The 23,395-nt window shown below is 73.8% G+C and carries 22 protein-coding genes and 1 pseudogene; 9 read left to right on the top strand and 14 right to left on the bottom strand.

Features of this window, described 5'->3' with window-relative positions; genetic code table 11:
- Positions 1-195 precede the first annotated feature (195 nt).
- Entirely contained in the window at positions 196-852 is a 657-nt protein-coding gene (locus ACZ573_RS12805) for a DUF3000 domain-containing protein (RefSeq protein WP_471302830.1), read from the bottom strand.
- 91 nt (positions 853-943) lie between these two features.
- Here ACZ573_RS12805 and hemE point away from each other — a divergent pair, with 91 nt between their 5' ends.
- Positions 944-2,008, top strand: a complete 1,065-nt coding sequence (gene hemE / locus ACZ573_RS12800) for a uroporphyrinogen decarboxylase (RefSeq protein ID WP_301365504.1) — start codon at positions 944-946, stop codon at positions 2,006-2,008.
- A gap of 105 nt (positions 2,009-2,113) precedes the next feature.
- On the opposite strand, the gene ACZ573_RS12795 is transcribed toward hemE, so the two are convergent.
- A complete protein-coding gene (locus ACZ573_RS12795; RefSeq protein ID WP_471302827.1) occupies positions 2,114-3,496 on the bottom strand; it encodes an FAD-dependent oxidoreductase in 1,383 nt (460 codons plus the stop codon).
- A gap of 59 nt (positions 3,497-3,555) precedes the next feature.
- Positions 3,556-4,551 (bottom strand): DUF4349 domain-containing protein, encoded by a 996-nt coding sequence (locus ACZ573_RS12790; protein ID WP_471302824.1) that lies wholly within the window; start codon positions 4,549-4,551, stop codon positions 3,556-3,558.
- Between the two features lie 154 nt (positions 4,552-4,705).
- Here ACZ573_RS12790 and hemG point away from each other — a divergent pair, with 154 nt between their 5' ends.
- Together hemG and hemQ are read left to right on the top strand one after the other, a co-directional pair.
- On the top strand, positions 4,706-6,190 hold the full coding sequence (gene hemG, locus ACZ573_RS12785) for a protoporphyrinogen oxidase (RefSeq protein ID WP_471303301.1): 1,485 nt from the start codon (positions 4,706-4,708) through the stop codon (positions 6,188-6,190).
- 4 nt (positions 6,191-6,194) lie between these two features.
- Positions 6,195-6,908 (top strand): hydrogen peroxide-dependent heme synthase, encoded by a 714-nt coding sequence (hemQ, locus tag ACZ573_RS12780; RefSeq protein WP_189739334.1) that lies wholly within the window; start codon positions 6,195-6,197, stop codon positions 6,906-6,908.
- 130 nt (positions 6,909-7,038) lie between these two features.
- On the opposite strand, the pseudogene ACZ573_RS12775 reads toward hemQ, so the two are convergent.
- The 4 genes and pseudogenes from ACZ573_RS12775 to ACZ573_RS12760 form a co-directional block, all read right to left on the bottom strand.
- Positions 7,039-7,947 (bottom strand): annotated as a pseudogene (locus ACZ573_RS12775) (alpha/beta hydrolase); the annotation flags it as partial.
- Between the two features lie 97 nt (positions 7,948-8,044).
- Positions 8,045-9,109: a TIGR04222 domain-containing membrane protein gene (locus ACZ573_RS12770; RefSeq protein ID WP_471302822.1), complete on the bottom strand. Its 1,065-nt coding sequence runs from the start codon at positions 9,107-9,109 to the stop codon at positions 8,045-8,047.
- Positions 9,106-10,392, bottom strand: coding sequence for an MbnB/TglH/ChrH family RiPP precursor modification enzyme (locus ACZ573_RS12765; RefSeq protein ID WP_471302819.1), 1,287 nt, complete (start codon positions 10,390-10,392; stop codon positions 9,106-9,108). The genes ACZ573_RS12770 and ACZ573_RS12765 overlap by 4 nt, the downstream gene beginning before the upstream one ends.
- Positions 10,393-10,513: 121 nt before the next feature.
- On the bottom strand, positions 10,514-11,266 hold the full coding sequence (locus tag ACZ573_RS12760) for a peptidyl-tRNA hydrolase (protein WP_471302817.1): 753 nt from the start codon (positions 11,264-11,266) through the stop codon (positions 10,514-10,516).
- Between the two features lie 71 nt (positions 11,267-11,337).
- Here ACZ573_RS12760 and ACZ573_RS12755 point away from each other — a divergent pair, with 71 nt between their 5' ends.
- The 4 genes from ACZ573_RS12755 to ACZ573_RS12740 all read left to right on the top strand — a co-directional run bounded on the left by ACZ573_RS12755 (position 11,338) and on the right by ACZ573_RS12740 (position 14,148).
- A complete protein-coding gene (locus ACZ573_RS12755; RefSeq protein ID WP_471302814.1) occupies positions 11,338-12,012 on the top strand; it encodes an AIM24 family protein in 675 nt (224 codons plus the stop codon).
- A complete protein-coding gene (locus ACZ573_RS12750) occupies positions 12,009-12,818 on the top strand; it encodes an ABC transporter ATP-binding protein (RefSeq protein WP_471303298.1) in 810 nt (269 codons plus the stop codon). Before ACZ573_RS12755 ends, ACZ573_RS12750 begins: the two co-directional genes overlap by 4 nt.
- Positions 12,815-13,465, top strand: coding sequence for an ABC transporter (locus ACZ573_RS12745; protein ID WP_471302812.1), 651 nt, complete (start codon positions 12,815-12,817; stop codon positions 13,463-13,465). The genes ACZ573_RS12750 and ACZ573_RS12745 overlap by 4 nt, the downstream gene beginning before the upstream one ends.
- A 182-nt stretch (positions 13,466-13,647) precedes the next feature.
- On the top strand, positions 13,648-14,148 hold the full coding sequence (locus tag ACZ573_RS12740) for a hypothetical protein (RefSeq protein ID WP_471302809.1): 501 nt from the start codon (positions 13,648-13,650) through the stop codon (positions 14,146-14,148).
- A 50-nt stretch (positions 14,149-14,198) separates the two neighbouring features.
- Here ACZ573_RS12740 and ACZ573_RS12735 read toward each other — a convergent pair whose 3' ends face one another.
- The 3 genes from ACZ573_RS12735 to ACZ573_RS12725 are packed head-to-tail and all read right to left on the bottom strand — an operon-like array spanning position 14,199 to position 17,817.
- Entirely contained in the window at positions 14,199-15,185 is a 987-nt protein-coding gene (locus ACZ573_RS12735; RefSeq protein ID WP_471302807.1) for a hypothetical protein, read from the bottom strand.
- Entirely contained in the window at positions 15,182-16,450 is a 1,269-nt protein-coding gene (locus ACZ573_RS12730; protein WP_471302805.1) for an MFS transporter, read from the bottom strand. The genes ACZ573_RS12735 and ACZ573_RS12730 overlap by 4 nt, the downstream gene beginning before the upstream one ends.
- Positions 16,450-17,817, bottom strand: a complete 1,368-nt coding sequence (locus tag ACZ573_RS12725; RefSeq protein WP_471302802.1) for a discoidin domain-containing protein — start codon at positions 17,815-17,817, stop codon at positions 16,450-16,452. The genes ACZ573_RS12730 and ACZ573_RS12725 overlap by 1 nt, the downstream gene beginning before the upstream one ends.
- A gap of 276 nt (positions 17,818-18,093) precedes the next feature.
- On the opposite strand from ACZ573_RS12725, the gene ACZ573_RS12720 reads away from it, so the two are divergent.
- Complete coding sequence (locus tag ACZ573_RS12720; protein WP_471302800.1) at positions 18,094-18,300, top strand: hypothetical protein; 207 nt, start codon at positions 18,094-18,096, stop codon at positions 18,298-18,300.
- A 99-nt stretch (positions 18,301-18,399) separates the two neighbouring features.
- Positions 18,400-19,272, top strand: a complete 873-nt coding sequence (locus ACZ573_RS12715) for an AraC family transcriptional regulator (RefSeq protein WP_471302799.1) — start codon at positions 18,400-18,402, stop codon at positions 19,270-19,272.
- 28 nt (positions 19,273-19,300) lie between these two features.
- On the opposite strand, the gene ACZ573_RS12710 is transcribed toward ACZ573_RS12715, so the two are convergent.
- The 4 genes from ACZ573_RS12710 to ACZ573_RS12695 all read right to left on the bottom strand — a co-directional run bounded on the left by ACZ573_RS12710 (position 19,301) and on the right by ACZ573_RS12695 (position 23,335).
- Positions 19,301-20,224 (bottom strand): polysaccharide deacetylase family protein, encoded by a 924-nt coding sequence (locus ACZ573_RS12710; protein ID WP_471302796.1) that lies wholly within the window; start codon positions 20,222-20,224, stop codon positions 19,301-19,303.
- A gap of 59 nt (positions 20,225-20,283) precedes the next feature.
- Positions 20,284-21,267: a PPK2 family polyphosphate kinase gene (locus tag ACZ573_RS12705; protein ID WP_471302794.1), complete on the bottom strand. Its 984-nt coding sequence runs from the start codon at positions 21,265-21,267 to the stop codon at positions 20,284-20,286.
- Positions 21,268-21,386: 119 nt separating this feature from the next.
- Positions 21,387-22,775 carry an alkaline phosphatase PhoX gene (locus tag ACZ573_RS12700; protein WP_471302792.1) on the bottom strand — a complete coding sequence of 463 codons (1,389 nt, stop codon included), beginning with the start codon at positions 22,773-22,775 and terminating at the stop codon, positions 21,387-21,389.
- Complete coding sequence (locus ACZ573_RS12695; RefSeq protein ID WP_471302789.1) at positions 22,775-23,335, bottom strand: hypothetical protein; 561 nt, start codon at positions 23,333-23,335, stop codon at positions 22,775-22,777. Before ACZ573_RS12695 ends, ACZ573_RS12700 begins: the two co-directional genes overlap by 1 nt.
- Positions 23,336-23,395: the final 60 nt, after the last annotated feature.

Below are 23,395 nucleotides of genomic sequence, written 5' to 3'. Positions count from 1 at the left end.
CCTTCGGCACGTCACCCGCCCGGCTTTAGGGAATGATCACGATTTGGTGAGTAACAATTCGGGCAATTCGGACGCACGATCGATCATCGGTTGATCAGAAGCCCACAAGGGACGCCGCGTTTCGACCGGCCGCCCAGTTCTCCGATCGGCCGTTCTGTCGCGCACGCCGATTCCGGCGGCCGTCCGGCCCCGTGGCTACGGGTGGTGCGGACCGCGGCGCTGTGGCAGGGAGACCACACCCGTCGCCGTGTCCGTCGGACCCACCGGCGGCAGCCCCGCGATCTGGCACAGCAGTTCGCACCACGCCGACAGGTGCGCCGAGGTGTCCGGCACCCCGCCCGCGCCCTCGCGCGGCGTCCACGAGGCTCTGATCTCGATCTGCGTGGCCGGCCGCCGCTCCGCGAGCCCGCCGAAGTAGTGCGAGCCCGCCATGGTCACGGTGCCGCTCGCCTCCCCGTACGCCAGCCCGCGCGCCTCCAGCGCCCCCGTCAGCCAGGACCAGCACACCTCGGGCAGCAGCGGGTCCGCGGCCATCTCCGGCTCCAGCTCCGCGCGCACCAGCGTCACCAGCCGGAAGGTCCCCTGCCAGGCGTCGTGCCCGGACGGATCGTGGAGCAGGATCAGCCGGCCGTCGGCCAGGTCGTCCTCGCCGTCCACCACCGCGGCCTCCAGCGCGTAGGCGTGCGGCGCCAGTCTCTGGGGCGGTTTCGTGGGGTCGATCTCGATCCCCGGACGCAGCCGGGCCTTCTTCAAGCCGTCGACCGCCCGCCGGAACGGGAGCGGGACGGAGCTCTCCTTCGCGCTGTCCGTACCCTCGGCGCCATCTGAAAATCGTCCCTGAGCCGCAGCCATGCGGGGAAGACTAGGCGGAACGAGCGCCCGTGCGGCGCAGGGACACCCTCGCCGGGTCGGACACTTCTTCATACGTGCGAAGATTTGGGTCGTGAGCGCCAACACCCGCCCCACGGGCCAGCCGAGTCAGACGTACGATTCCGCCTTCCTGAAGGCGTGCCGGCGGGAGCCGGTGCCGCACACCCCGGTCTGGTTCATGCGGCAGGCGGGGCGCTCACTGCCGGAGTACCGCAAGCTGCGCGAGGGCACGCAGATGCTGGAGTCCTGCATGCGGCCCGACCTGGTCACCGAGATCACGCTGCAGCCGGTGCGCCGCCACAAGGTGGACGCGGCGATCTTCTTCTCCGACATCGTGGTCCCGCTGAAGGCCATCGGCGTCGACCTGGACATCAAGCCGGGCATCGGCCCGGTCGTCGCCCAGCCGATCCGCCGCCGCGAGGACCTCGCACAGCTGCGCGACCTCACCCCGGAGGACGTCTCGTACGTCACCGAGGCGATCGGCATGCTCACGGGTGAACTGGGCTCCACGCCGTTGATCGGATTCGCGGGCGCGCCTTTCACCCTCGCGAGCTACCTGGTCGAGGGCGGCCCCTCCAAGAACCACGAGCACACCAAGGCCCTCATGTACGGGGACCCCCAGCTGTGGGCCGACCTCCTGGACCGCCTCGCGGAGATCACCTCCGCCTTCTTGAAGGTCCAGATCGAGGCCGGCGCCTCCGCCGTCCAGCTCTTCGACTCCTGGGTCGGCGCCCTCGCCCCGGCGGACTACCGCCGCTCGGTGATGCCCGCGTCCGCGAAGGTCCTGGAGTCCGTCGCCTCCTATGGAGTCCCGCGGATCCACTTCGGCGTGGGCACGGGCGAGCTCCTCGGCCTGATGGGCGAGGCCGGCGCGGACGTCATGGGCGTCGACTACCGGGTCCCGCTGGACGAGGCCGTGCGCCGCGTCGGCCCCGGCAAGGCGCTCCAGGGCAACCTGGACCCGGCCGTGCTCTTCTCCACCACGGAGGCGGTCGAGGCCAAGACGGACGAGGTCCTCGCGGCCGCCGCCGGTCTGGAAGGCCACGTCTTCAACCTGGGCCACGGCGTCCTCCCGACGACCGACCCGGACGCCCTGACCCGCCTGGTGGACTACGTCCACACCAAGACGCAGCGCTAGGTCCTTTCCCGGGGCTCCGCCCCGGACCCCGGTCCTCGAACGCCGGACGGGCTGGATACTCCGGCCCCGCCGGCGTTCGAGGCGCGGGGCGGAGCCCCCGCAGGGCTACACCCCCGCCGAGCGGACCGCGGCGACGGCCTTGCGGGCCGCCACCAGGATCGGGTCCCAGACCGGGGAGAAGGGCGGGGCGTAGCCCAGGTCCAGGGACACCATCCGGTCCACCGTCATGCCCGCCGTGAGGGCCACCGCCGCGATGTCCACCCGCTTCGCCGCGCCCGCGCCGCCGACGATCTGGACCCCGAGGAGGCGGCCCGTACGGCGTTCCGCCAGCATCTTCACCGTCATCTCCGCCGCGCCCGGGTAGTAGCCCGCCGTGTTGGTGGAGGTGATGGTGGCCGTCACGAACCGCAGGCCCGCCTCCAGCGCGTCCCGCTCGCGCAGCCCCGTACGGGCGATCTCCAGGTCGCAGACCTTGCTGACCGCCGTCCCGACCACCCCGGGGAAGGTCGCGTAGCCGCCGCCCACGCCCGATCCGATGACCTGGCCGTGCTTGTTGGCGTGCGTGCCCAGCGGGATGTGCCGGGTACGGCCCGCGACCAGGTCCAGGACCTCCACGCAGTCGCCGCCCGACCAGATGTTCTCGTGGCCCCGGACCCGCATCGAGAGGTCGGTGAGGATGCCGCCCGAAGGGCCGAGCGGGAGGCCGGCCGCGCGGGCGAGCGCCGTACGGGGCTCCACTCCGATGCCGAGCACGACCACGTCCGCCTCGTACTCCTCGCCCGCCGAGGTGGCCACCGCCCGGGCCCGGCCCTCCTCGTCGGTGAGGATCTTCGTCACCTCGGCGCGGGAGACCGTACGGATCCCCATCCGGTTCATCGCGCTGTGCACCAGGCCGCCCATGTCCGGGTCCAGCGTGGCCATCGGCTGCTCGCCCCGGTGCAGGACGGTGACCTCGTACCCCCGCGCCACCAGGGCCTCCGCCATCTCCACACCGATGTAGCCGGCGCCGACCACCACGGCCCGGCGGCCCTCGGTGCGCCGCAGGGTGTCCATCAGGCGCTGGCCGTCGTCCAGGGTCTGGATGCCGTGCACCCCGTGCGCGCCGATGCCGGGGAGCCGGGGGCGGACGGGGCGGGCGCCCGTCGCCAGGACCAGCTTGTCGTAGCCCGTCCAGGATTCGGATCCGCTGTCCAGATCGCGGGAGCGGACCCGGGACCCGGGAAGGTCGAGCTCCACGACCTCCGTGCGCGTGCGCAGATCGATGTCCCGGGCCCGGTGCTCCTCGGGGGTACGGGCGATCAGGTCGTCGCGTTCGGCGACCTGACCGCCGACCCAGTACGGGATCCCGCACGCCGAGTAGGAGGTGAAGTGCCCGCGCTCGAAGGCCACGATCTCCAGTTCCGCCGGGCCCTTGAGCCTGCGGGCCTGTGACGCGGCGGACATCCCCGCCGCGTCACCGCCCACCACCACCAGTCGTTCCGTCGCCATCGTCCGTACCGCCCCTTCACCACCGTCGGATGGTGAACACGCTACGGCCGAACGCGCGTTCAGTCCTGTACGCCGGCCTCGGTGTCCGGAGCCGTCCGGGCCGCCGGGACCGTCGCCCGCCACGGCACCGGGGCCGGCTTCGGCGGCGCCGGACGCCACCGCCGGTACAGCCGGAACAACAGCAGCCCCACCACGGCCGTCAGCGCGAAGGGAAGCACCGCGCCCACCGCCACCGTCAGGTAGCGCACGACCTTGGTGAAGACGTCCCAGCCCCCGCCCAGGGCCCCCAGGAAGGTGGGCTCCTTCTTCTTCTCCTTCTTCTCGGCCTCCGGCTTCGCGGCCGGCTCCGAGACCTCCAGCGTGATCGTGCCCAGCGAGGTCTGGTCCTTCAGTGCCGTCTGCTGCGCCAGCAGCGACTCCAGGTCGGACTGGCGGCGCGACAGCTCGCTCTCCAGCATCACCACCTCGCTCAGCGCCGAGGCCTTGCCCATCATCTCCCGCACCCGCGCCACGCTGGCCTGCTGCGAGGAGACGCGGCTGCCGATGTCGGCGACCTTCTCCGTGACGTCCTGCGCGTCGACCTTGCGGTGCAGGAGCTTCCCGCTGCCCTCCATGGCGCCGAGCACGGCGTCGTAGCGCTCGCCCGGCACCCGCAGGGTCAGCGTCGAGGTCATGCGCCCGTCCTCGCCGCGCTTGGTGGACTCGTTGCCGACGTAGCCGCCCGCCTCGTCGGCGGCCGTGCGGGCCGCGGCCAGCGTCTTCTGGACGTCCGCCGTCTCGATGCCGAGCGTCGCCGTCCGGATGACGTTCGGGCGGACCGCGGCCGGCGGCGCGGCGTTCTTGCCGGCGGCGGAGCCCGCGGCGCCCGCGGACCCGGCCGGCGCCGGGGCCGCCGCGGCGCCCTCCGGAGCCTTGCCGTCGGCGGCGGGCGCCACCGCCGCCTTGTCGCTCGCGGAGCCCTGGCCGCTCGCGCCGCAGCCGGTGAGCGCGAGCGCCCCGGTGAGCGCGAGGGCGGCCAGGGCCGCCGCGGAACGGTGTCTGTCGAAACTGCGCATCGCTGTAAACCCCCGAGGATCGGCTGGTGTTGCCGGTTCGACGTCCAGAGTCCCGTCACGGGTTTCGAATCCACGGTCCCGGGGTGATCCCGATGCGGTCACGGTCCGGCCTCGGAGATCGGTCTGAGACGATGTGTCCATGCACGAAGCGGACATGCGTACGGATCGGCCGGGCGGCTCCCCCCGGCCCGCCGGCTCCCCGGGCCACGCCGTCGTCATCGGCGGCGGTATCGCGGGCCTCGCGGCAGCCCACCGGCTGCTCGCCGAAGGCGTCCGCGTCACCCTGCTGGAGGCCGGACCGCGGCTCGGCGGCAAGCTGTACGCCGGTGAGCTCGCCGGGGCCCGCGTCGACCTCGGGGCCGAATCCATGCTCGCCCGCCGCCCCGAGGCCGTGGCCCTGGCCGAGGCCGTGGGCCTCGGCGGGTCCGTGCAGGCACCCGCCACCGCCACCGCCCACCTGTGGACCCGCGGCGCGCTGCGGCCGATGCCGCGCGGCCACGTCATGGGCGTCCCCGGCGACCTGGGACCGCTCGCCGCCTCCGGGGTGCTCTCCGCCGAGGGACTGGCCCGCATCGAGGCCGAGCGGACGCTGCCGCCCACCGAGATCGGCGACGACGTCGCCGTCGGCGCGTACGTCGCGGCCCGCCTCGGCCGCGAGGTCGTCGACCGGCTGGTGGAACCGCTGCTCGGCGGGGTCTACGCGGGCGACGCCTACCGCATCTCCATGCGGGCCGCCGTCCCCCAGCTCTTCGAGGCCGCCCGCACGCACGCCCTCCTCGGCGACGGCGTACGCGCACTGCAGCGCCGGGCGCAGTCCGCGCCCCAGCCTGCCGGCCCGGTCTTCGCCGGCATCGACGGCGGCATCGGACGGCTCCCCGTCGCCGTGGCCGAGGCCTGCCGCGCCGCGGGGGCCCGGCTCGTCACCGACGCCCCCGTCCGCGAGGTCGTCCGTACGGCCGGGGGCTGGCGGGTGGTGGCCGGCGCCGAGGCCGTCGAGGCCGACGCCGTGATCCTGGCCACCCCGGCCGGAGCCGCCGCACGGCTGCTGGACGGCCTCGCCCCGGCCGCCGCGGCCGAGCTGCGCGGGGTCGAGTACGCCTCGATGGCCCTGATCACGATGGCCTTCCGCCGCTCCGAGCTGCCCGCGGCCGTCTCCGGCGGCGGCGCCAGCGGGTTCCTCGTACCGCCCGTCGACGGCCGGACCATCAAGGCCTCCACCTTCTCCAGCAACAAGTGGGCCTGGGCAGGGACGGACCCCGACCTCTTCCTGCTGCGCACCTCGGTCGGCCGCCACGCCGACGAAAGCGACCTGCAGCGCGAGGACGGCGAGCTCGTCGACGTCTCCCTCGCCGACCTCCGCGAGGCCGTGGGCCTCGCCGCCCGGCCGGTCGCCTCCACCGTCACCCGGTGGGACGGCGGACTGCCCCAGTACCCCGTCGGCCACCTCGGCCGGGTCGCCCGGATCCGCACCGCCGTCGCGGCCCTGCCGGGCCTCGCGGTGTGCGGCGCGGTCTACGACGGAGTGGGCATCCCGGCCTGCATCGCGAGCGCCGGCAAGGCCGCGGACGCGGTGATCGCCGCGCTCGGTGCGCGTACGGCACCCCTGGCACAGACCACTGATCAGCGCACGGGACAATAGGCACATGACTGCACCAGAGAAGATTCCCAACGCGGGGAAGAAGGCGAAGGACCTCAACGAGGTCATCCGCTACACCCTGTGGTCCGTCTTCAAGCTGAAGGACGTTCTTCCCGAGGACCGCACCGGCTACGCCGACGAGGTCCAGGAGCTCTTCGACCAGCTGGGCGCCAAGGACATCACCGTCCGCGGCACCTACGACGTCTCCGGCCTGCGCGCCGACGCCGACGTCATGATCTGGTGGCATGCCGAGACGGCGGACGAGCTGCAGACCGCCTACAACCTGTTCCGCCGCACCAAGCTGGGCCGCGCCCTGGAGCCGGTGTGGTCGAACATGGCCCTGCACCGCCCGGCCGAGTTCAACAAGTCGCACATCCCGGCCTTCCTGGCCGACGAGGTCGCGCGCGAGTACGTCAGCGTGTATCCCTTCGTGCGCAGTTACGACTGGTACCTGCTGCCCGACGAGGACCGCCGCCGCATGCTCGCCGACCACGGCAAGATGGCCCGCGGCTACCCGGACGTGCGCGCCAACACCGTCGCCTCCTTCTCGCTGGGCGACTACGAGTGGCTGCTGGCCTTCGAGGCGGACGAGCTGTACCGCATCGTCGACCTCATGCGTCATCTGCGCGCCTCCGAGGCCCGTATGCACGTCCGTGAAGAGGTGCCCTTCTACACCGGGCGCCGCAAGTCCGTCGCCGATCTGGTGGCCGGGCTCGCCTGATACCTCCCCTGGGGGGAAGGACCGGAGGACGACCACACCGTCAGGTGAGTTCCTCCGGTGGATCGGGAGGCTGGTCCGAAAGACGGCCCCTGCCCCCGAAACGACGCAGCCGGAGATCCCGCCCGGAAGTTCAGACGACTGGCGGCAGCAGTGCCCTGTGGGTGCTCGCTGCCCGGTCGTCCAGCGACACCGGTGCGGGCTCCGGATGCGGCGCACATGTGACACGCCACCCCGGGGTGGCGCCCGTCAGCAGATACCGCTCCACGTGACGGTCCACGCAGCTATTGCGTCCGCCGACCACTCCGTGGGAGCCGGCCCCCTTCTCCGTCACCAGCGAAGCCCCGGCGCCGAGCCGCCGCTGGAGTTCCAGCGCGCCCGGGTACGGGGTCGCCCCGTCCCGCTCCGCCGCGACCACCAGGGTCCGGGGCAGCCGCTCCGGCTGGGCCCCGACCGCCACCGGCCGCTGCCGCTCGCGCACCGGCCAGGAGGCGCACGGAAGGTTCAGGAAGGCATTGGCCCAGGCCTCGAAGGGGGCCCTGCGCGCCAGCTCGGTGGTGTCGCGGTCCCAGGTCTCCCAGTCCGCGGGCCAGGAGGCGTCGTTGCACAGCACCGCCGTGTACACCGCCGTCGCGTTCTCCGCCTCGGCCGCCGCTTCCGGGTCGGGGGCGGCCTGGGCGGTCAGCCGCGCCGGATCGCCGCGCAGGAAGGCCGCGAGGGCCGCCGCCCGGTCCGGCCACACGTCGTCGTAGTACACGGCCTGGAGGTAGGCGGCGCGGAGTTCGCCGGTGCCGACGACCCCGCCCGCCGGAGTACGGGCCACCGCGTCCCGGACGCGCGCGTAGCTCGCCTGCACGGCCGCCGGGGTGGCGCCGAGTCCGTACGTGCCGTGGTGCCGGGCCGCCCAGGCGCGGAAGTCGTACCAGCGGCGCTCGAAGCCGGGTGACTGGTCGAGGTTGTTGCGGTACCAGACGCGGCGCGGGTCGGGGTCGACCGCCGAGTCCAGGACCATCCGGCGGACGCGGCCCGGGTGCAGGGTGGCGGGCCGGGCGGCGACGTTGTAAAGGATCAACGGCCGGTGTCGGCGCCGATGGCCCCGTTGCCGCGGGTTCCGCCCCCGGTTGCCGTACGGCCGACGGTCAGGAGCTGCTGCCGCAGCTGGAGCTGGACGAACTGCCGCAGCTCGACGAACTGCCGCAGCTGGAGCTGCTCGTGGAACAGCTCGAGCTGCTGGTCGAACAGCCGGATCCGCCGCCGGAGCAGCTGGAGCCACCGCCCGAGGAGCCGCAGCCCGAACCGCCGCCGCAGCTCGAACCGCCGCCACCGCCCCCGTCGCTCCCGGCGCACCAGACGATCGGCAGCACCTCGGCCCCCGACCAGTGCGAGGAGCTGTCCGTGCCGTGGGAGTGCGCGCCGTGGGAGTGCGTGCGCGACTGGGCCGCGGCCAGCCGGGTCCCCCGCACGGCGGCCACCAGCTGCTGGCGCAGATACGGGTCCCGCAGACCCCGGAGCCCGAACAGCGCGGTCTGCACGTGCGGGGTCCTGTCGTTCAGGTGGGCGGAGCGGATCGCGCGCAGCGCCCGCGCCCCGGCGCCCGTGACCCGGCTCCTGGCCCGGGCCGCGCACATCAGGCCCACGACGATGCCGCCCACCAGGACGACCACCACCTTCGCGATGAACGGCACCCCTGAGCCGGAATCGAGGGCGAGCGACACGACGGTCAGCACCAGCGACACCGGGAACAGCAGCAGCGCGCACACGACGGCCTGGATCAGCCCCCAGCGACGCAGGCGGCGCAGCCCGGATCCGGGCGGGGTGATCAGCCCGCGGTCGGCCAGCCCGTCCCCGATCTCCTGGACGGCCGGGTCGCACATGGCGGCGTAGCGCACCTGGTAGAGCCAGCCCGAGGGCGCCCCCCGGTGGGCCTGGAGGACGGCCCGCTCGGCGGGGTCGGCGGCCCGCGCCCCGGGGCGTACCTGGACGATGCCCGGACCGCCGGCCACCAGCCGGCCGTCGCCGAGCATCGAGACGAGCGCGGCGTCCACGACGGTGCCGGGGCCGCCCACCAGGAACGCGGCCTCGGACAGGTCGTGCAGGGCGGGCGCGGGTCCCGCGGACGCGGACCGGGCCCTGCGGAGCCTGGCGACCAGCAGGACGGAGGAGAGGAGGACGGCGATCCAGATCGCCACGGCGAGGAGGTTCATGCCGCTCTCCCCGCCAGCGTCCGGGCCCAGCGCACGATCCGGCGGGGCGGCCTGGCCCCGGCCCGGTCCCGCCACCAGGTGGTGAGCCGGCGCCGGGCGGCCGGATCGGCCGGCAGGTCCCGGATCAGCAGGTCCTCGGCGAAGTCCAGCGCGTCCCGGCGGTACCCGGAGGTCATCGGGCGGCCCTTGGCGTAGGAGAGGAAGGCCTCGCGGTACGGGTCCGGGCCGCCCAGGATCACGGGCAGCTCGGGGGCCAGCTTCGCCACCACGTCGGCCCGCTTGGCGGCCAGCGCCCGGGCCTGCACCCGGATGCGCCGGCGGTCGAAGCCCTCGGGTACGGGGGTCCCGGCCACCAGCGCCGACAGCAGCGCGGCCTGTCCGAGCGCCACCCGGGTCCGGGCCGACTCCCCGACCGGGCGCGGTTCGGTACCGGACCGGGCGGTGACAGGCTCCCCGGGCGCGGCCGGTCCGGCCGTCACCACGGCGCGGATCGCGGCCAGCTCGCCCGCGAGCTCGGCCTCCGGAGGGAAGTCGTCGTCCCGCTCCAGCAGGACGCCCGCCGGTTCCACCCGGGAGCGCAGCTCGGCCAGCAGGTCGAGCACCACCGGCGGGACCGGGTGCGCGTGGGTGTCGTGCCAGACACCGTTCCGCTCGATACCGCCCGCCACGTGCACGTACGCCAGCGCCTCCAGCGGGATCGCGTCGAGCACGGCGGACGGGTCCTCGCCCCGGTTGACCCGGTTGGTGTGCAGGTTGGCCACGTCGATGAGCAGCCGGACACCGGTCCGCTCGACCAGCTCCGTGAGGAACTGCCCTTCCGTCAGCTCCTCGCCCGGCCACGAGAACAGCGCCGCGATGTTCTCCAGAGCCAGCGGGACCGGCAGTGCGTCCTGCGCGATCCGCACGTTCTCGCACAGCACGTCCAGCGCGTCGCGGGTGCGCGGCACCGGCAGCAGGTGCCCCGCCTCCAGCACCGGCGAGGAGGTCCGTACGAAGGCGATGTGCTCGGTGACGAGCGGCGCCCCCAGCGCCACCGCCCGCTCGCCGAGCGCCGCCAGCTTCGCCGGATCGGGGCGGTCCGCGCCGCCGAGGCCGAGCGAGACCCCGTGCGGCACGACGCGCGTGCCCCGCTCGCGCAGCCGCAGCAAGGACTCGGGCAGGTGGCCCGGGCATACGTTCTCGGCCACCACCTCGACCCAGTCCAGGCCGGAAAGCCGCTCGACGGCGTCCGCGATCTCCGGCCGCCAGCCGATGCCCACCCCCAGGTGTGCCATGGGCTTCATGTCCCCTCGCCCCCTCTCGTCGCACCGTGTGCCGATGTCATGGCCCCGACGGAGTCGCGCCAATCGCAGGAGGGGACGTTCAGAGGAACATTTGAGGTTCCCGACTGCCGGGGAACCCGCGTCAGAGCCGGGCCCGCAGCGCCGGATGGTCGGCGACCACCGTCGCGCTGCCGGGCGCGATCTCGGTGAATCCGGCGTCCCGGACCACCGGCAGACCGCTGCCGCCCAGCTCGGCCCACCGCTCGCGCGGGGCCGTCCGTACCGCCAGCCGGAAACCGGAATCCTGCCAGGCGGTCCGCTCCGCCGCCGTCAGCTCCCACCACGCCAGCTGCGCCGCGTGCCCGGCCTGGGCCATGGCCTTGCCGGCCGACATGCCGAGGCCGGGATTGAGCCACAGCACCGGCAGACCCGGCTCCACGGTCGCGGCGACCGGCTCCGGGTCGTCCAGATCGGTGCCCGACACCTGGAGCTTGGCCAGTTCCTTGGGCCAGCCGTCGAGGGGCACCGGCGGGAAGACCCGTACCTGCGCGCCGTCCCCGTGCACCGTGACGCCGGGCAGGGTCTCCGCCTTGCGCCACTCCGCCCCGCGCGCCCGACGGACCACCTTGCGGATCCGGGCGTCCTGCCAGTCGCGGACGGCCTGGGCCCACTCGCCCCCGCCCTGCGCCCGTTCGTCGGTGAGCAGGACCAGCACGGCCCGGGCCGCCGTCTCCAGGGCGTCCGTCCGGGCGGGCGGCTCGGCCTTCTCGATCCGTACCACCAGCGGCAGCACGAACTGCGGGGCTTCGTCACGCAGTACGTGCTCCTGCCGGAAGGCGCTGTCCGCCCCGACCGCGGGGACGTCGGAGATGTCGTTCGTGTGCTGGCTGCTCATCCTGCCAAGGATGCCAGCCTCCGCCTTCAGGATGATGCCCCGGGTGGTCGGCCCGGGTGAGGATCGAAGCCATGAAGAGTGATCTTTTCGCGTCCGAGAACCTGGCCCAGGCGGCCGTCGCCCCCGGCATGACCCTGCAGAACGCCAAGTCCGTGAAGTACAACGTCAACGGTGAAATGCTGGCCCGGCAGGGCTCGATGGTCGCCTTCCGCGGCAACCTCCAGTTCGAGCGCAAGGGACAGGGCATAGGCGGCATGCTCAAGCGCGCCGTGACGGGCGAGGGCCTCGCGCTCATGTCCGTACGCGGCCAGGGCGAGGCCTGGTTCGCCCACCGGGCGGGCAACTGCTTCATCATCGACTTCGAGCCCGGTGACGCCCTCACCGTCAACGGCCGCAACGTACTCTGCTTCGACCCGACCCTGTCCTACGAGATCAAGATGGTGAAGGGCGCCGGCATGGCCGGCGGCGGCCTCTTCAACAGCCTCTTCACCGGCACCGGCAAGCTCGCCGTCGTCTGCGACGGCCACCCGGTCATCATCCCGGTCACCCCCCAGGCCCCGGTCCACGTGGACACGGACGCGGTGGTCGGCTGGAGCGCCCAGCTGGAGACCGGCCTGCACCGCTCCCAGTCGGTCGGCTCGATGATCCGCGGCGGCTCCGGCGAGGCCGTCCAGCTGAAGCTGAGCGGCGAGGGCTTCGTCATCGTCCGCCCGAGCGAGGCCGTCGAGACGGCGGCCGCGCACTGAACCTGACCGATGTGGGCCGCCGCTACGGACGGCGCCGTCCCTGGGTGCTGCGCGGCATCACGCTGGAACTCCCGCGCGGCGCCCTCGTCCGCGTCGAAGGCGGCAACGGCGGCGGCAAGTCCACCCTGCTACGGCTCGTCGCCGGCATCGAAGCCCCGACCGAGGGGCGCGTCAGCGGCCGCCCGCCCCGCACCGGCTACGTGCCCGAACGCTTCCCGGCGGCGCTGCCGCTCACGGCCGCCGACTACCTGACCCGTATGGGCCGCGTGCACGGGCTGTCGCGCGCCGAGGCCGCCCGCCGGGCGGCCGGCCGGCTGGAGCGGTTCGGCGCCGCCGCGTACGCCCGCACCCCGATGGCCGAACTCTCCAAGGGCAGCAGCCAGAAGGTGGCCGTCGCGCAGGCCCTGCTCGCCGAACCGGGGCTGCTCGTCCTCGACGAGGCGTGGACCGGCCTGGACGGCTCCGCCCGGGAGGAGCTGGACCGGGCCGTCGCCGAACGCACCGCCGCCGGAGGCACGGTGGTGTTCGTCGACCACGACCCGCGGCGGCTCGCGGGCGCGGCCGACGCCCACTACCGGCTCGAGGGCGGGGCACTCGTACCGGTGTCGGCGGCGGCCGGGCCCCGCGTACGGATCCACGCGGTCGGCCCGCCCGGCCGGGCCCTGCCCCCGGACCTCGCCACTTCGCCGGCACCCGGCGGAGGAGTGCTGCTCACCGTGGAAGCCGCACGCTCCGACGAGGTCCTGCGCGACCTGCTCACCGCCCGGCCGCCCTGGCACGTCCGCGCCGTGGAGGAACTCCCTTGACCGCCCTGCTCCGTTACCAGGGCGCCCTGCTGCTGCGCTCCCAGCGCTGGCTCGCGCCCCTCATCACCTACGCCGCCTTCGTGGCCGTCGGAATCCGGCCGGGCGACCCGGTGCCGGACTCCCTCGGCCTCGCGGCCGCCGGACTGGTCCCGGCCACCGCCTGGCTGGTCCGGATCTGCGTGAGCGTCGAACCCGACGCGGCCCGCGACTGCACCGCCGCCGCGGCCGGTCCCGTACGGGTGCACGCGGCGGCCCTGCTCACCGCGTCGGCCGGGGCGCTGCTCGCCGGAGCCGCGGCGGCGGCCGTGGCCCTGCTGACCGGCGACCGCGCCGGCACCGCCCCCGGCGCGGCCGCCCTCGCCGGGGCCCTCGCGATGACGGCCTGCGCGCTGACCGGCGCGGCCGTGGGCGCCCTGTGCAGCCGCCCACTGGTCCGCCGCCGGGGTTATGCGGTCCTGGCCGGCACCCTCGGCTCCCTGCTCGCCCTGGTCCTCGCACCCTCCCCGGCCCGCGGCGCGGTGTCCGCCCTGGTCACGGCGGGACGCTCGGGCACGGTGGCGCTGCCGCTCACGGCCCTGGCGGGCGCACTGCTGCTGGCAGCCGGGGCCGGCACGACGGCCTGCCTGACCGCCGCGCGGCGGCGCTGACCCATGGGCGCTGCCGGGCAGATGGATGTCTGGTCGCCGCCATTCGAGGCCTCCCATGACTCCAAAGAGTGATGATATGTAACCTTCGGTGAGCGTCCCGTGGTGGGCGGGGATACCCCTTCCCGTAGAAGTGGCCACGCCGTGCAGGTCGCGGAAGGCCTCCCCTCCAGGAAAGGAATCGCATGAGGAAGCTGGCTTGGGCCGCGCGGGGCATGTCGGCCGTATCGGGAGCGGTGCTGCTCGGGGCACTGATGGTCCCGTCCGCGGTCGCCGACGACACTCCTGGGAGCACTCAGACCCCCAACAGTTCCGTGACGGACCAGGGCAAGAGGTGCGGTTCCCGCGACGTCAGCTCTGCGGCTCCGGACTTCATCAACTTCCCGACCCCCGTGATCTTCCGTGTCGCGACCGACGCGCAAGGCCACTCGTTCGTCAACGACAGCCGGAACCCGGGCGTGTGGATCAACCTCGGCCTACTCGCCAACGCGCCGAGGTGCGTCACCGACAGCGCGCTGTCGGTCACCGAGGCCAACCCCGGCATCCTCTACATCACCCTGCTCGCGCAGGACGGGGTGCTGCACGAGGCACAGTGCACCACCAGCAACACGCCTTTCACGCCGGCGAACATCGTGGCGGCCTGCGGCACCGGGTTCTCGCCCCTCCCGGACACCCCCGTCCTCTGAGGCGGCACCTGACCTAGGGGGTGTCCTGCCGGCAGCCGGCAGGACACCCCCTAGTCCACGTTCGCGGGGGAGGAGCCGCCCGGGACGAGGAGGGTGGGGGCGCCCGTGCCGTCGGCGCGGGCCGACCAGATGTCGCTCGTGCGGCCGTCCTGGCCCGGCAGGGCGTAGGCGAGGGTCGCGTCGTCCAGCCAGGCGGCCTGGTCGTCGACGCTGTGCGGCTCGGACAGCGGGTGTTCGCGCATCGTCGCCAGGTCGAGGACGTACAGCCGCCAGGGTGCCCGGGGGTCGTCGGAGACCTTCTTCTTGAAGGCGATGCGGGCGCCGTCCGGTGACAGCGAGGGGCATTCGGCGTTCTCCCGCAGGGCCTGCGCCGCCCAGGCGCGCAGATCGCCCTCGACGAGGTGGGTGGCGCCCCGGGTGGAGACGGTGGCGTAGAAGCGGTTGTCGTCGGCGGCGAAGGTCACGCCCCAGTAGTTGACGTCCGGGTCGTGGTGGCGGGCCCCGCCGAGGGTCAGCGGGATCTGCTCGATCGACTTGATCAGATAGCCCGTGCGCAGGTCCAGGATCGCCGTCCGGGTGGAGAACGCGGCGGTGTTGTAGGAGTCCCCGGTCGTGAAGGTGGTCCAGGACAGGACCTGGCCCGACGGCGAGACACGGGCCCGGTTCGGGATGCCGGGCACCGTCACCTTGCGGAGCTCCCGCATGCGCCGGTCGAGTACGAGGGCCTCCGTGCGGGCCGGGACCCCGGGCAGCCTGCGCAGGCACAGGGCATGGTCCCCGGCGGTGTGGAAGCGGTCGCAGGACGGTCCGCCGGTCACCCGCGGCAGGCCCGGGCCGCCTTGGCGCGCGATCCGCCCGCCGGCCGTGTCCCGGAAGTAGAGGCCCGGTTCCAGGGCGCCGAAGGAGGCGTCGGCCTGCTGCCCGGGCGGCCGTTCGCGGTGCCGCGCGTGCAGGACGTAGCCCAGCGAGCCGCCGGCCAGCAGCAGGACCGCGGTGACGACGAGGGCGAGGCGCATCCGGCGGGACGGGGGATTCACGGAGCCTCCGGGGCGGTCGGGGCGGTCGGGGGAGCGGCGGGCAGGATGCGCGAGGCGGCCGCGAGCGCACCGGCCAGCGCGAGGGACGCGGCCCAGAGGGCGGGCCGCGGCCCCCAGAGGGTCCAGGCCGCCCCGAAGCCGGCGGCGCCCAGCAGCCGGGCCAGCGCCTGGCCGCTCTGCAGCAGCGCGAGCCCGCCCGCCCGGCCGGCCGCGGGGAGCGCGGGAGCGGCGAGCGCCATCAGGACCCCGTCGGTGGCCGCGTAGAAGAGACCCAGCAGGGCGAGCACCCCCACGACGGTCGGCGGGGAGACGGGGGCGAGCAGCAGGGCGTACGCGCCGAGCAGGGCGCCGTGCCCGAGCAGGAAGGCCGTCCGGCGCCCGGCCCGGTGGGCGGTCCGGTCGGCGATCCGGCCCGCGGGGACGGCGAGCAGCAGGTAGACGGCGGCGGCCCCGAGCGGCAGCAGCGTGAACAGGGCGGGCGGCAGGTCGAGTCCGCGTAGGAGCAGCAGGTAGAGGAAGGCGTCGCCGATGGTGGTGGCGCCGAGGAGGGCCGAGGCACCGAGCACGCGGCGGAACGCGGGGTCGCGCAGGACCGGCCGGCGCGCCGGCCGGGGCCCGGCCGGGGGAGCGGCGGCCGCCTGCGGCGCCGCGGGCACGTACACGACGAGCAGCAGCACACCGAGCAGCCCGGTGCAGAAACTGACGGCGAACACCGCGTCGTAGGCATCGGCGGTCGCCCACAGCACGGCGAACGCGGCGAGCGGCCCGAGCAGCGCGCCGGTGGTGTCCATGGCGCGGTGCACGCCGAAGGACCGGCCGAGGCTCTCCGGGGGCCCGCTAAGCGAGATGAGGGCGTCGCGCGGGGCGGTACGGATGCCCTTGCCCAGCCGGTCGGCGGCGAGCGCGGCGGCGATCCCGCCCGTGGCGCCCCCGGCGAGGAGCAGTCCGAGCCGGGAGAGCGCGGACAGCAGGTAGCCGGCGCCGGCGACGCGCTTGTGGTGGCCGCGGCGGTCGGCGAGCCGCCCGCCGAGCAGCCGGACGAGGGCGGTGGCTCCGTTGAACATGCCGTCCAGGAAGCCGAACTGGAGGGGGGTCAGGCCCAGCCCCAGGACGAGGTAGAGCGGCAGTACCGCCGTGACCATCTCGGAGGAGATGTCGGTGACGAGGCTGACCGCGCCGAGCGCGAGGACGGCGGCGGGGACGCGCCGCCGGGCCCCTGGGGGGCGGGGCGGCGCGTCCGGGCGGCCGTTGGCGGCCAGGTACATCAGTGGCAGCTGTACTTCGGGCTGGTGTCCTTGACCTGGCCGTCGGTGGCCACGTACGTCCAGCCGTAGCCGGAGTCGGTGAAGTCCAGCTTCACCACGCCGTACGGTCCGCTGATCCGCTTCTGGCTGTTGGGCTGGACCTCCTCGATCGGGTAGGGCTCGGCGCCGCCCATCCCGCCGACGATCTCCACGATCCCGTCGGCGGTCGCCCGGCCCTCGGGGTCCTGCGGGGCGAACCGCTCGTAGTGGTGGTCGTGCCCGTTCAGGACCAGGTCGGCCCGGGCGGCGTAGAGGATCTTCCACACCGGCTTGGAGACGGGGTCGTTGCCGTGCCCGCCGGAGGAGTACAGCGGGTGGTGCCAGTAGGCGGCGACGCACGGCCTGCTGTTGGCGGCGAGGTCGGCCTTCAGCCAGTTGAGCTGGGCGGCCTGGTCGAAGGAGTTGGAGTCGAGGGCGACGAAGTGCCAGTTGCCCTCGTCGAAGCTGTAGTAGCTCTTGCCCTGCGGGTAGGCGATGCTGCCGAAGTACGACTTGTACCCGGCGAGCGGGCCGGCCGGGTCGTACGTCTCGTGATTGCCCGGGACCGGGCGGGTCTTGGCCTTGAAGGCGCCCCAGCTCTTGTCGTAGTAGGCGCGGTAGTCGGAGAGCCGGGCGTCGTCGTACTGGTTGTCGCCCATCGTCAGGTAGAACTTCGGGTCGATCCGCTGGGCGAGTGCGGCCGTCTTGGGGTGGGCGCAGCCGCTGTCTGACGCCGTGCACTGCGCGGCGATGTCACCGGCGGCGACGACCGTGAAGGAGCCGCCCGGCGGCGGCCCGTCCCCGGCGGTGCCGTACACCTCGGCCTCGAAGAGCGAGTAGCCGTACGAGGTGCCGCGCGCGGTGCCCTGGACGCGCAGGTAGCGGCCCTTGCCGGACAGGCCGGTCCAGTCGTCGGTGCCGCCGTTGCCGGCGGTCTCGGTGGCGAGCGTGGTCCAGGCGGCGCCGTCGGCGGACACCTCGACCCGGTAGGCCTTGGCGTGGGCGGCCTCCCAGGTGAGCCGTACCCGCGAGACGGTGGACCCGGCGCCGAGGTCGACCCGGATCCACTGCGGGTCCTTGCCCTCGGCGCTGGCCCAGCGGGTGGCCGGGTCGCCGTCGAAGGCGTTCTTCGCGCCCAGCGAGGAGGACTCGGAGGAGGAGGCGGTCGCGGGCTTCCCGCGGGATATGAGGGGGTCGGCGGCAGCCCCGGCCCGTCCGGGCCAGGCCAGGAGGAGCCCGCCGACGAGGGTGAGGGCGGCGAGGCCGGTGAGGGCGGTGAGGAGGAGGGGGCGAAGTCTGCCGCGTAACAGAGGGGGGTGAGCGGAGGCGTTCAGGCGGTTCAGGCGCATACCTGGAACTCCCTGCCTTGAGGGGCGGCGAGAGCTGGACACTGGCGCGGGGCGCCGCACCCACCCGCGGGGCGGGCAGGGGGCGGCGCCACGGCGGCCGGGTCAGAGCTCTCACTGAGCGCGTCATGCCCGTGGGGAGGGGCACCGCGCCAAGCCGCCGCCCGGGACACTAACAGGAAGGAAAGTTTCCTACCAGTACTCCGGCGGCAGTGGTCCGGCCGTCGTCGGCCGTTGTCGGCCGTTGTCCGCAAGCCGTCCGCCGGTAGGCTCGTACGCATGGACCGGCCGGAAGAGACCCCGTCACAGCAGCCCCCGTCGTACTGCCCGGCACCCGCCGCCCCGGCGGGACGGGTGGCGGGACCGCCGTACGCGGACTGCCTGGAGTGCGGGAAGCCCACCGAGTACGGGGTCGCCACCCCGGGCGTAGTGCTCTGCCCGGTGTGCGAGTGGCAGGAAGCCCAGCGCACCGCCTGTTCCGGCTAGAAACGGCCCGGGCCACCCGACCGGAGCGGGCACAGGATGTCGGGTGCGGCGGCCCCGGTCCCTCCTAACGTCAGTGGCGGAAAAGGAAGGAGACCGGGGTTGCTGGATCGGCTGAATCAGGCCATGGAGCACATCGAGGGTCACCTCGGCCGGCACATCGAGGTGTCCGTGCTGGCCAGGATCACCGTCACGTCGGAGTACCACTTCCGCCGGCTGTTCTCGTCGCTGGCGGGGATGCCGCTGTCGGAGTACGTCCGGCGCCGGCGGCTGACCGTCGCGGGGGCGGAAGTCCTGGCCGGGGAACCGACCCTGCTGGAGATCGCCATCCGCTACGGCTACACCTCGGGGGAGGCGTTCGCCCGGGCGTTCCGCGCCGTGCACGGAGTCGGTCCCGGTGAGGCCAGGCGTACCGGCGCGGCTCTGATCTCGCAGCCCCGGCTGTCCTTCCGCCTCACCGTCGAAGGGAACAGCACCATGCGGTACCGCCTCGTGGAGAAGGAAGCATTCCGGGTCGTCGGCAGGAAGGCCCGCGTCCCGCTCATCCACCTGGGCGTCAACCAGCACATCGCCGAGCACATCCGGAGTATCCCCGCGGAGACGATGCTGCGGATCTCCGGCCTCTGGGACCAGGAGCCGGACGGGGTGGTGTCGGCGACCGTGCGCCTGTCGGACGGCTTCGAGGAGGGCAGCGAACTCGACTACTACCACGCCGTGATCACCGGTGCAGCCGAGCTGCCCGAGGACCTGGACGTGCTCGACTGCCCGGCCGGCACCTGGGCCGTGTTCGAGAACGACGGGCCGTTCCCGCAGGCACTGCAGCAGATGTGGGGCGACGTGGCCGCCCGGTGGATCCCGTCCAACCCGTACGAGTACCGTCCGGGCCCGGAGATCCTGCGCACCCCCCCGTCGCAGGACGACCCGGCGCGGTCCCAGGCGCAGCTGTGGATCCCCGTGACCCGAACCGCCCTCTGACCCCGACGCCGCGTGGCCCGGGCCCGTGCTACTTGCCGATCAGCTCGGAGACCTTCACGAAGCGGTAGCCGCGCTTGCGCAGCTCCGGGACGATCCGCTGGACGGCCTCCTCGGTGACCGGGGCGGCGCTGCGCGTGCAGTGCATGACCACCACCGAGCCGGGCTTCACGCCGCCGAGCACCTGCTCGGCCACGGCGCCCGGGTCCTTGGCGAAGGCGTCCCCGCTGACCACGTCCCACTGGACGGCCGTGACCTTGGCCGTGGACAGGGCCCGCAGCGCCTGGTCGTCGTAGCAGCCGCCGGGGAAGCGGAAGTACGGGACGGTGTTGACCGCGCCCGCCTGCCGGAAGGCCGCGAACGCCCGGTCCACGTCGGCGCGGGCGGCCGCGGCGTCGAGCGCGGGCAGCCCGTAGCAGGGGGACTTGAAGGCGTGGTGGCTGTACGAGTGGTTCGCGATCTCGAAGTTCGGGTCGGTGCCGATGGACCTGGCCTGGTCCGGGTACTCCTCGGCCCAGCGGCCCGTCATGAAGATCGTCGAGGGCACGTTGAGGGTGCGCAGGGTCGAGATCAGCGCGGGGTTGTCGAAGTGTTCCCCGTCCGCGGCGCGCGGTCCCTGGTCGGAGGTCATGTCGGCGTCGAAGGTCAGCGCCACGGTCTTGTCGGTCTGCTGCTTCGCCCGTTCGAAGACGGGGGTCAGGCCGTTCGGACCCGGCGCCATGGTCGGGGGCTTGGCGGGCGCACCGGCCCGCGGGGACGCGGCGGGCGATCCGGAGGCGGAAGCGGAAGCCGAGGCGGAAGCCGAGGCGGAGGCGGAGGCCGAGGCGGCGGGGGTGCCCATACGGGCCTCACGGCCGGCGTCCGGCGCGCCGGCGCCGCCCCCGCATCCCGCGAGGGCGGCGCCGAGCACCGCCGTGGCAGCTGCGGCAGCTACTTTTCGTACGGAATTGGTCACGTACGCAAACTATATGACTAACTGATCAGATGAATGAACGACAGGCGGTCGGGCGGAACTCACCCCGCCAGCAGCCTCCTGCGGCACTCCTCCACGTCGAAGTCCCCCTTCGGATACTGCGGATCGATGTCCTCCAGGTGCTCCCGCAACAGCGTGCTGATGGCCCAGTTGCGGTACCACTTGCGGTCCGCGGGCACCACGTACCAGGGCGCCGCATCGGTGGAGCAGCGCTCCATCGCCACCTCGTACGCCTCCTGGTACGCGGGCCACGCACTGCGCTCCTCGATGTCGCCCACGTTGAACTTCCAGTGCTTGTCCGGGTTGTCCAGCCGCTCCAGGAGCCGGGCCCGCTGCTCCTCGTAGCTGATGTGGAGGAAGACCTTCACCACGGTCACGCCGTCGTCCGCGAGGGCCTTCTCGAACCGGTTGATCTGGGAGTACCGGGCGCGCACCCGGTTGCGCGGCACCAGCTCGCGGACCCGGGCGATGAGCACGTCCTCGTAGTGGGAACGGTCGAAGATGCCGATCTCGCCCGGCCGGGGGAGCTCCTGCTTGATCCGCCAGAGGAAGGGGTGGCCCAGCTCCTCCGCCGTGGGCGTCTTGAAGGCCTTGATCCGGCAGCCGGAGGGGTTGAACAGGCCGATCACGTGCTTGAGGGTGCCGCCCTTGCCGCTGGTGTCCATGCCCTGGAGGACGAGGAGCACGCGGCGGCGGTCACCGGCGGTGCTCGCCGCGTAGAGCCGCTCCTGGAGGGAGCCGAGCGGCTGCGCCAGCAGAGCGGTGGCCGCCGCCCCGGCCGCCTTTCCCGCAGGGCCGCCGGGGGTCGAGGAGGGGTCGAGCCGGCCGAGGTCCGGCCGCTCGCCCGGGGTCACGCGCAGCAACTCCCGCAGCGGCCGGGCCCCGGAGCCGTCATCCTTGCGGGGCTTCCCGGGCTCGGCCGCCTTCTCCTGCTTCGGAGACTTCTCCCGCGTGCCGGACTTCCCGGACTTCCCGGCCTTCCCGGCCTTCTCCGCTTTCCGCTTCTCGTTCTGCTTCCCGGCCATCGCTGACCACCCCAATCCCGTCGGTTCCGTACGATCTTCCAGCAGACCGAACGGGAGCGCGAGGTCAGTACGAGGTCGGTACGAGGTCGGTACGAGGTCAGCGCGAGGTCAGTGCGAGGTCAGTGCCAGGGCCCCGTCACCGCGAACGTGGTCCCCGGCGCGTAGGCGTTCACGTACATCGTCCGCCCGTCCGGGGCGAAGGTGACCCCGGCGAACTCCCCCCACTCCGGGGCCCCCGGCCGGCCGATGTCCTCGGCGTTGCGGGCCATCGGGTAGACCTCACCGTCCGCCGTCACCCCGAAGACGTACTGCGCACCGCCGCCGTCCTCGCACACCATCAGCCCGCCGTCCGGGGCCAGGCAGATGTTGTCGGGGGAGTCCCCGGGCAGCGCGATGTCGGCGGCCGGCCCGAAGCGCACGTCCAGGCGCAGCCGGGCGCGCCGCGGATCGTAGGACCACACCTGCCCATGGTGGTCGGCGGCCGCGCCCTCGCCGCTGCGCGCGAAGCTGGACACGAAGTGCACCCCGCCGTCGCCCCAGTAGCAGCCCTCCAGCTTCTGCGCGTGGGTGATCCCGCCCGGCCCGAAGTCCTGGAGCCGGATCGGCGTCCCGGCCGCCGACGGGTCCGGTACGGGCACCCACTCCACCGGGAACTCCGCCCCGGGCTCGTCCACCACCGCCAGGTCCGCGAGCCCCGGCACCCGCAGGGCCTCCAGCCGGCCCCCGGCCCGCAGCGAGCCGAGCCCGCCGAGCGGCCGCTCCGGCAGGAACCGGTAGAACAGCCCGAATGGCCGGACGAAGGCGTCCTCGGTCTCGTAGACGACCCCGCGGTACGGGTCCACGGCGACGGCCTCGTGCGCGAAGCGGCCCATCGCGGTGAGCGGGACCGCGCCCGAGCGGTGCGGGTCGGCCGGGTCCACCTCGAAGACGTAACCGTGGTCGCGGGTGTAGCCGGAGGTGCCCGCGCGGTCCTCGGTCTCCTCACAGCTCAGCCAGGTGTTCCAGGGGGTACGGCCGCCCGCGCAGTTGACGGCGGTGCCCGCGAGGGCGACGCGCTCGCCGGTGACCCGCCCGGCCGCGTCCAGTTCCAGGGCGGTGCAGCCGCCGAGGGCCTGGGGGTCGTAGGTCAGTCCCGGGACGGCGGGGACGCGCAGGGCGGCGGTGGTGCGGTTCTCGTGGTTGCGGACGAGGCGCACGCGGCCGCCGCCGGCCTCGAAGGCGGCCATTCCGTCGCAGTTGGCGGGCACGGACCCCTCGCCGGAGCGCAGCGGCTCGCCGGCCCGGGAGAGCACCCGGTAGGTGAATCCGGCGGGCAGGTCGAGCAGCCCGCGCGGGTCGGCCACCAGCGGCCCGTACCCGCGGTCGGTGCGGGGGGTCCGCGGGGCCCGGGCGGCGGCCGGGGAGCCGCCGCCGGCGAACAGCGCGCCGAGCGCCCCGCTGAAGGCGATCCCGCCCGCGGCGAGCAGGCTGCGCCGGGTGACGGACCTGGGCGGCTCCCCGGGCGGCATCAGACGGACGGCTTGGGGCGGGTGGTGCCCGGAAGGCAGGTCACCGCCCGGTTGAAGGTCTCGAACAGGCCGTCGGGGTTCTTCTTCCAGAGCCACAGGTGCAGGGCGTAGTGCACCGGCTGACCGGGGAAGTTGCCGGGCTTGGGGCCCTTGAAGGGGATGCCGAACATGGTGGGGCGGTCGTCGTCCGTCGTCAGCTTCTGGTCGCGGTCGTAGAGCAGCCACTGGACGGCGACGAGCCGTTTGCCGCCGCGCCCGTCGTCCTCGTAGAACAGCGCGGCGGGCTTCGCCGGGTCGAGGGAGTTGTCGTACTTGTGATTGAAGTGCGGGTAACCGAGCGCGCCCGGGCCCGCCTTGTCGACGACGCAGTACTGGTCGGGCTTGTAGCCGTCCGCCACGGCGTTGGCGTGCACCTGGTACCGGGCGGTCGCTGCGTACGTACGGGCGAGGTCGCCCTTGGCCCGGCCGGGGCCCGTGTCCGCGGCGGCGAGGGGAGCGGTGACGGCCGCCAGGGTGAGCGAGGCGGCTGCGGTGAGGGCCAGGGCGAGACTGCGGGCCATGCGCGGGCTCCTTGTGACGGGCTGACTGGGGCACCTGCAGCCCTTCCCCGGGCCGCCGGG

The sequence above is a fragment of the Streptomyces sp. NPDC040545 genome (assembly GCF_055595065.1).
Note: the sequence above shows the minus strand (reverse complement) of the source record. Positions and strands in the feature narration are given on the sequence as shown.